Raw genomic sequence first — 6,903 nt, forward strand, 5'->3', positions numbered from 1 at the left:
CCCGAGTTTGTTTATCACTCGGGACTTAATTTATTAAAAGATTATTCGACAATAAGATTATTTAATTTTATGTTTTTTAGAGCTTGTAAACTCCCCTCTATAGAATTTAAATCCCCTTTTAAATTATATTTTTTACCTTTTATATTAACAAGTATACCAATGCTGTTAATCTTACCTTCTTTGATTGTTTGGTAAATTTGATAAGTAACACCCTTGTTTTTAAAAGCTAAGGTGTCTTTTGTTTTATTGAGTCTGAAATTGTAATCTCCTCCGATCAATTCAATAGGGAATGAGAATTCTACAGTTCCATCAGGTTTAATCAAAGCGTAATTAAGAGCTAATCCATTCATGCTAAATAGAACAGCCCGTTTCTTGTTTTTAATAAGATTAAATGATAATATTTTAGAAAGCCCATCATATTTTAAATCTAGTGTTTTAGTGGTTTTGGTATTTTTTTTATTTCCGTTCCATTCTGTTATAGTAGTCGAATAAAAAGGAGTAAAAGCAGCATTTTCTTCTACAATTAAAATAGGAGTAGGTATATTGTTTACTACTTTAAAAGTTGAATATTGATGCCAGCAACAACCACTTTTAGTAATGGTATGAATGGTTTTTGTTTTGTCATCCGTTTGAAACATACCACAATATTCTTGTGCTAATCGAGTAAACTCAGGGCTAAATGTTAGTTTGTTGTTAATTTCTAGATAAATTTTAAAAGACGGTCCATGATAGCAGCTAAACTGTCCATCCATGATAGCTAAGTCTTTAACACCATCGAAATTAAAGTCTTTATAAATTAAAATACTTTGTTTTCCATATGGAATGTTTAACATACTTGTTTTAACAACTCCAGAGGTTTCTAACTCAAAAGTTAATTCATCAGAGTGTATTTCTATAATTTTTGTATTTGTTTTAGATTCGTAAACAGCAATACTTCCTTTTTTGAAAATTTCATTTTCATAACCTTTTTCAATAACCAAGAGTCCTTTATATCTTTCTGAAAAACCTATGATCTCGTAATGAGTTTGACCAAATATCTTTAGGAAAGTAAATATAAACAGTAGCGTGAAATTCTTTTTCATGAAGTAAACTATTGGGATGTTAATTCTAAATGATGTTCCATAAAACAAAAAATATATTAAGAATGAAGGAAAATAAATATAAAAAAGAAATCCTTTGGTTACTGGATAATTTACCAAAGGATTGTTTTATTTTATAATAAAAATATTTTTATGTTAATTCACACCACGTTGTTTGTTAATTTCGTCTTGTAATTGTCTACGTAATTTTTGTTCTTTTTCAATGGTCTTTTTTTTGTATTGTTCAAATTCCTCTTCAGTTTCAGTTAATAAACTTTTTGTTTCTTTAGTAACTACATTACTGTTATTAAACCTGTATATGAAGAAAGCTAAGGCAGCAAGTAAAACAAAAATAATACCCCATACTATAGAGTTGTAGGTGGATTTGTTTAAAGGAATTCCAACAAAAGAAATAGCATCTTCCTTATCAATAGAAGTAACTAAATCTTTGTTTAGTGTATCTATCTTAGTTTGTAATTCAACAATACTTTTTTGTTGTTCATCTATTTTTACCTGTTTAGCAGCAGCATCTGTTTTAATAACCTTTATACTGTCTAAAATACTATTTTGTAGTCTTAAGTATTCATTTTTTTTTACGACCTTATAAATTTGGTAGTTGTTTGATTTCTTATAAAGTTCTTTAAACTGGTTTTCAACCGTATTAGGTTGGTCAGGAGAACTGGTTTGAGCTATAATACTTTGAGATATAATAAAGATGAATACTATTTTTAAAAATTTCATGATACTGATATTTTAGTTCAATTGATGAATACATATGGTTTAAAAAAACCCAAACGTTAAGGTTTGGGTTTTTAGTATAAGCAAGGTTATGAAACTTATTTTACTTTTTCTACAATGGCCTTAAAAGCTTCTGGATTGTTCATAGCTAAATCAGCTAAAACCTTACGGTTTAATTCGATATTATTAGCTTTAACTTTACCCATAAACTGTGAGTAAGACATTCCGAACTGACGAGCTCCAGCGTTGATACGTTGAATCCATAAAGAACGGAAGTTTCTCTTATTGTTTTTACGGTCACGGTATGCATAAAGCATTCCTTTTTCAACCGCATTCTTTGCTACTGTATAAACGTTTTTACGACGTCCAAAGTAACCTTTTGCTTGCTTCAAGATTTTTTTTCTTCTATTTCTTGAAGCTACTGAATTTACTGATCTTGGCATAATTCAAATGTGTTTTTGTAGTAGGCGACTTACTTAAAAGTTCTTTAATGAGCCCAACTCCATGGTTAATAATTAAATTCCCTGAGCTAACAATTATTTTAAAACTAATTGTTGCTTAATGTTTGCTTCATCAGATTTATGTACTAATGTAGCATGTGTTAATGCAAGCTTACGTTTTTTAGACTTTTTTGTTAAAATGTGGCTTTTAAACGCGTGCTTTCTTTTGATTTTTCCAGTACCAGTTAACTTGAAACGTTTTTTAGCACTAGATTTTGTTTTAATTTTAGGCATCTTTGTTTTTAGTTTTATCTTGCTTATATTATTGTATGTATTATTTACCTTTTTTAGGAGCAATAAACATAATCATACGTTTTCCTTCTAGTTTCGGCATTTGTTCTACCTTACCGTATTCTTCTAATTCTTGAGCTAATTTTAATAGTAAAATTTGTCCTTGTTCTTTAAATACAATCGAACGCCCTTTGAAGAATACAAAAGCTTTTAATTTAGCTCCATCTTGTAAGAACTTAATCGCATGCTTCTTTTTGAATTCGTAATCATGTTCGTCAGTTTGAGGTCCGAAACGAATTTCCTTAACGGTAACTTTAGTTGCTTTAGCTTTTAAAGCTTTTTCACGTTTCTTTTGCTCATATAAGAACTTTTTGTAATCAATAACTTTACAAACAGGAGGAACAGCTTTAGGTGAAATTTCAACTAAATCTAATTCTAACTCTCGTGCAATCTCTTTAGCTTTAGCTAATGGATATACACCTACTTCCACGTTATCGCCTACAAGACGAACTTCATCAACATGTCTAATTTTTTCATTAATTCTATGTTGATCTTCTTTAATTACTCTCGCGGGTCTTCTACCGCCTTTTCTTCTAATTGCTATGACTTATAAATTTTAAATTACTATCTATTTTTTTAACTACCAAAAGGAACTAATGTCTTACTAACTTCTTTCTGTATTAGAGAAATAAACTTCTCTATAGTAAATGTTCCTAAATCACCTTCACCATGTTTTCTTACAGATACTGTGCCATCTTTTTCTTCTTGTTCACCAACAATAACCATAAAAGGTATTTTACTAACTTCGGCATCACGTATCTTTCTTCCTGTCTTCTCGTTACGGTTATCAACGAGGGCGCGAATTTCGGAATTTTCTAACAAAGTTAAAACTTTTTCGGTATATTTTTGATATTTCTCGCTGATTGGCAGTACAATAACTTGCTCTGGGGTTAGCCAAAGAGGGAAATTACCACCTGTGTGCTCCAATAAAACAGCAATAAAACGCTCCATAGAACCAAATGGTGCACGGTGAATCATTACTGGGCGGTGTAATTGATTGTCAGCACCTTTGTAATGTAAATCAAAACGTTCAGGTAGGTTGTAATCGACTTGAATAGTACCTAATTGCCAACTTCTACCTAAAGCATCTTTTACCATAAAGTCTAACTTGGGACCATAAAAAGCAGCTTCACCTTCTTCAACAACATAATCTAAACCTTTATCTTTCGCTGCATTGATAATTGCTTGCTCAGCTTTTTCCCAGTTTTCAACTGAACCAATATATTTATCAAGGTTCTCCATGTCTCTAATAGATACCTGAGCAGTAAAATCTTCAAAACCTAAAGATCCGAATACGTATAGTACCAAATCAATTACATTTTTAAACTCTTCATCTAATTGTTCAGGTGTACAGAATATGTGTGCATCATCTTGAGTAAAACCACGAACACGAGTTAAACCATGTAACTCACCACTCTGTTCATATCTATATACAGTACCAAATTCAGCAAAACGTTTAGGTAAATCTTTATATGAATAAGGTTTGTGATTGTACACCTCACAGTGATGTGGACAGTTCATAGGTTTTAGCAAAAACTCCTCGTCTTCTTTTGGAGTAGTAATAGGTTGAAAACTATCTTCACCATATTTAGCATAGTGCCCAGAGGTAACATATAGTTCTTTCTGACCAATGTGAGGAGTCATAACCATTTCGTACCCTGCTTTCTTTTGAGCAGCTTTTAAGAAATCTTCTAAACAACCACGTAAAGCAGCGCCTTTAGGTAACCATAACGGTAAACCTTGTCCTACTTTTTGAGAAAAAGTAAAAAGTTCTAGCTCTTTACCAAGTTTTCTATGGTCACGCTTTTTAGCTTCTTCAAGTAGTTCTAAATATTGTTTTAACTCTTTTTGTTTAGGGAAAGAAATTCCATAGACACGAGTTAACTGGTTGTTCTTTTCGTCACCGCGCCAATAAGCACCAGCAACATTCATAATTTTTACTGCTTTAATAATTCCTGTGTTCGGAATATGTCCTCCACGGCATAAGTCAGTAAAATCACTGTGATCACAAAAAGTAATATCACCATCTTCTAAACCTTCAATAAGTTCTACCTTATATTGGTTGTTTTGTGCTTTATAGTAGGCTAAAGCATCAGCTTTAGAAATAGAGCGCATTTTAAACTCAGCTTTTTCCCGAGCACGCTCTAAAAATTTCTTTTCTATTTTATCAAAGTCTTTTTCAGAAATAGTATCTTCTCCAAAATCAACATCATAATAAAAACCATTCTCAATAGCAGGTCCAATAGTTAATTTTGCATTTGGATAAAAATCTTGAATAGCTTGTGCTAATACGTGAGCAGAGGAATGCCAAAAAGCTTTCTTTCCTGCTGCGTCATTAAAGGTATATAAAACTAACGAGCCGTCTGTGGTAAGTGGGGTGGTGGTTTCAATGGTGTCTCCTTCAAAACTTGCAGAAATAACATTTCTAGCTAAACCTTCACTAATACTTTTAGCAACATCCATTGGAGTGCTGTTCTTTTCAAATTCTTTGACGCTCCCGTCAGGTAATGTAATTTTAATCATTATATATATGTGTTATGTATAATTTCCTTACAAGTGGAAATTTTGAATCGCAAAGATATTGTAAAAGCATTTTGTAAGCAATATATAATAATTAAAGATTATAAGATTAATTTTATAAGCACAATAATTTTAGAGAGCTAATGTTTTTTAAAATGAAATAATTACTTTTAGTTTTTTTAGCGTTTGTTTTTTAGATATGTTTTTTGATTTTTTTAAAAATAAAGGTAAGCTTGAACCATTTGAAATTAAAAATAGTAGTGCAGTCTTACTCTTAATGGCTCCTGGGTTGTATGTTTATTCTGTTTTAATTTTTTATTTTAATAAAAAAGCAATAGAACTCCCTGGTTTAAGAGAAACCTTCGCTGTTGTTTTTTTTATAGCAGGAATAATACCTCTTGTGAAAAAGGAGTGGGCTAAAAAATACTATGGCTATGTAGTTTTTTTAGTGCTATTTTTATTTCAACATTACCTTATATATACAACAAAGGTAAATGATTTTTCAATAGATTATTTGTTAGGAACTTTTATTGTGATGTTTGGAGCTATACTAATTTTAAACAATAGAGGTTTTATAATGATTTTTAGTGTTTTCCAGTTATTGCATTTAACTTATTGGGGTTTTACATCAAATATAAATATTGTATTAGAATCTGCTATATTAATATCCACTTCTACTATTTTTATTTTTTCAACAATTATTTTAAATGGTCATGTAAGATATCGAAAACAATTACAAGAAATAAATTTGTCATTAGAAAATAGAGTAAAAGAAAGAACAAAAGACTTAGAAATTAGAGCAAAAGAATTGTCAGAAAAGAACGAAGATTTAGAAGAGTTTGCCTATGTAGTATCACATGACTTAAAAACCCCTTTAGGGAATTTACATGCTTTGTCAGAATGGATGTTGGAGAGTAATGTAAATGATTCAGGAAAAAATGAACACATCAATATGCTTCGAATGATGAAAGATCAAGTAGAGCAGATAGATTTATTAATTAATGGTATCCTTGATTATTCCTTAAAAGGGAATGAAATGGAGGTAAAGAAAGAAATAAAAGTAAATAATATTGTAGAGCAAATAATAGAATTGAATTCCGTTCCTAATTGTATTATAGAAATAAAGAATAAACTACCAATAATAGAGTATAATGAAACTGAGATAATCCAAGTGTTTGAAAACTTAATAGAGAACGCGATTAAACACAACGATAAAGAATATATATGTATAGAAATAGGAAGTAAAGAAGAAGATAAAGAATATGTTTTTTATGTAAAAGACAATGGTCCGGGGATAGAACAAAAAAATCATAAAAAAATTTTTAATCTTTTTCAAAAGCTAGAAGAAACATCTTCTTTTCAATCTATAGGGCTGGGGTTGGCTTTGGTTAAGAAGATATTGAAGAGAAGAGGAGGACGTATATGGTTGAATAACGAAGAGGGGCAAGGAACTATATTTTACTTTTCGGTCATGAAAAAATAAAGGACGTGAGTGTAACTAATTATCTTATAGTGTGTTAATGAATATTTTAAAAAAAGGTTTAAAAATTGCTTGTTAAGTGGGAAAAGGTATCTATATTTGCACCCGCCAACGGAGAAGCGCTAAGTTTTAAAGTTAGCAAAAGTTCATTAAAATAGGGGTGTAAGATATTTAAAGAAAAGGTTAAAAAATAGTTTAACAAATTCTTGTTTATTAGGAAATAAAGTGAGTATCTTTGCAGTCTGAATTTTAGGGAAGCAGTTCATTAAAATAGTGTAGCAAATCAAACGAAAAA

Annotated in this window: 7 protein-coding genes; 1 reads left to right on the top strand and 6 read right to left on the bottom strand. The window is 30.4% G+C overall.

All coding sequences use genetic code 11. The annotated features are described in order from the left end of the window. Nucleotides 1–41: 41 nt before the first annotated feature. The 6 genes from MHM83_RS05950 to thrS form a co-directional block, all read right to left on the bottom strand. Nucleotides 42–1,082: an XAC2610-related protein gene (locus MHM83_RS05950; RefSeq protein ID WP_239178783.1), complete on the bottom strand. Its 1,041-nt coding sequence runs from the start codon at nucleotides 1,080–1,082 to the stop codon at nucleotides 42–44. Between the two features lie 153 nt (nucleotides 1,083–1,235). Then, a complete protein-coding gene (locus MHM83_RS05955; protein ID WP_239178784.1) occupies nucleotides 1,236–1,820 on the bottom strand; it encodes a tRNA (guanine-N1)-methyltransferase in 585 nt (194 codons plus the stop codon). 95 nt (nucleotides 1,821–1,915) lie between these two features. Further along, nucleotides 1,916–2,260 (bottom strand): 50S ribosomal protein L20, encoded by a 345-nt coding sequence (rplT, locus tag MHM83_RS05960; RefSeq protein WP_028891166.1) that lies wholly within the window; start codon nucleotides 2,258–2,260, stop codon nucleotides 1,916–1,918. A 93-nt stretch (nucleotides 2,261–2,353) separates the two neighbouring features. Beyond that, complete coding sequence (gene rpmI / locus MHM83_RS05965) at nucleotides 2,354–2,551, bottom strand: 50S ribosomal protein L35 (RefSeq protein ID WP_047790515.1); 198 nt, start codon at nucleotides 2,549–2,551, stop codon at nucleotides 2,354–2,356. Nucleotides 2,552–2,591: 40 nt separating this feature from the next. After that, nucleotides 2,592–3,110 carry a translation initiation factor IF-3 gene (gene infC, locus MHM83_RS05970; RefSeq protein WP_073184421.1) on the bottom strand — a complete coding sequence of 173 codons (519 nt, stop codon included), beginning with the start codon at nucleotides 3,108–3,110 and terminating at the stop codon, nucleotides 2,592–2,594. A 74-nt stretch (nucleotides 3,111–3,184) separates the two neighbouring features. Continuing rightward, the gene (gene thrS / locus MHM83_RS05975) at nucleotides 3,185–5,131 is read right to left on the bottom strand and encodes a threonine--tRNA ligase (RefSeq protein WP_239178785.1); all 1,947 of its coding nucleotides are present in this window, start codon (nucleotides 5,129–5,131) and stop codon (nucleotides 3,185–3,187) included. A 196-nt stretch (nucleotides 5,132–5,327) separates the two neighbouring features. Here thrS and MHM83_RS05980 point away from each other — a divergent pair, with 196 nt between their 5' ends. After that, nucleotides 5,328–6,611 carry a sensor histidine kinase gene (locus MHM83_RS05980; RefSeq protein WP_239178786.1) on the top strand — a complete coding sequence of 428 codons (1,284 nt, stop codon included), beginning with the start codon at nucleotides 5,328–5,330 and terminating at the stop codon, nucleotides 6,609–6,611. The last annotated feature ends 292 nt before the right edge of the window (nucleotides 6,612–6,903 follow it).

Source organism: Tenacibaculum sp. Mcav3-52, assembly GCF_022347665.1.
GTDB classification, from domain to species: Bacteria; Bacteroidota; Bacteroidia; order Flavobacteriales; family Flavobacteriaceae; genus Polaribacter; species Polaribacter mesophilus.

What these genes read in the sequence shown, in the direction of transcription:
- MHM83_RS05950 (WP_239178783.1), bottom strand. Translation starts at nt 1,082, where the DNA reads ATGAAAAAGAATTTCACGCTACTGTTTATATTTACTTTCCTAAAGATA.
- thrS (WP_239178785.1), bottom strand. Translation starts at nt 5,131, where the DNA reads ATGATTAAAATTACATTACCTGACGGGAGCGTCAAAGAATTTGAAAAG.
- MHM83_RS05955 (WP_239178784.1), bottom strand. Translation starts at nt 1,820, where the DNA reads ATGAAATTTTTAAAAATAGTATTCATCTTTATTATATCTCAAAGTATT.
- rplT (WP_028891166.1), bottom strand. Translation starts at nt 2,260, where the DNA reads ATGCCAAGATCAGTAAATTCAGTAGCTTCAAGAAATAGAAGAAAAAAA.
- MHM83_RS05980 (WP_239178786.1), top strand. Translation starts at nt 5,328, where the DNA reads ATGTTTTTTGATTTTTTTAAAAATAAAGGTAAGCTTGAACCATTTGAA.
- rpmI (WP_047790515.1), bottom strand. Translation starts at nt 2,551, where the DNA reads ATGCCTAAAATTAAAACAAAATCTAGTGCTAAAAAACGTTTCAAGTTA.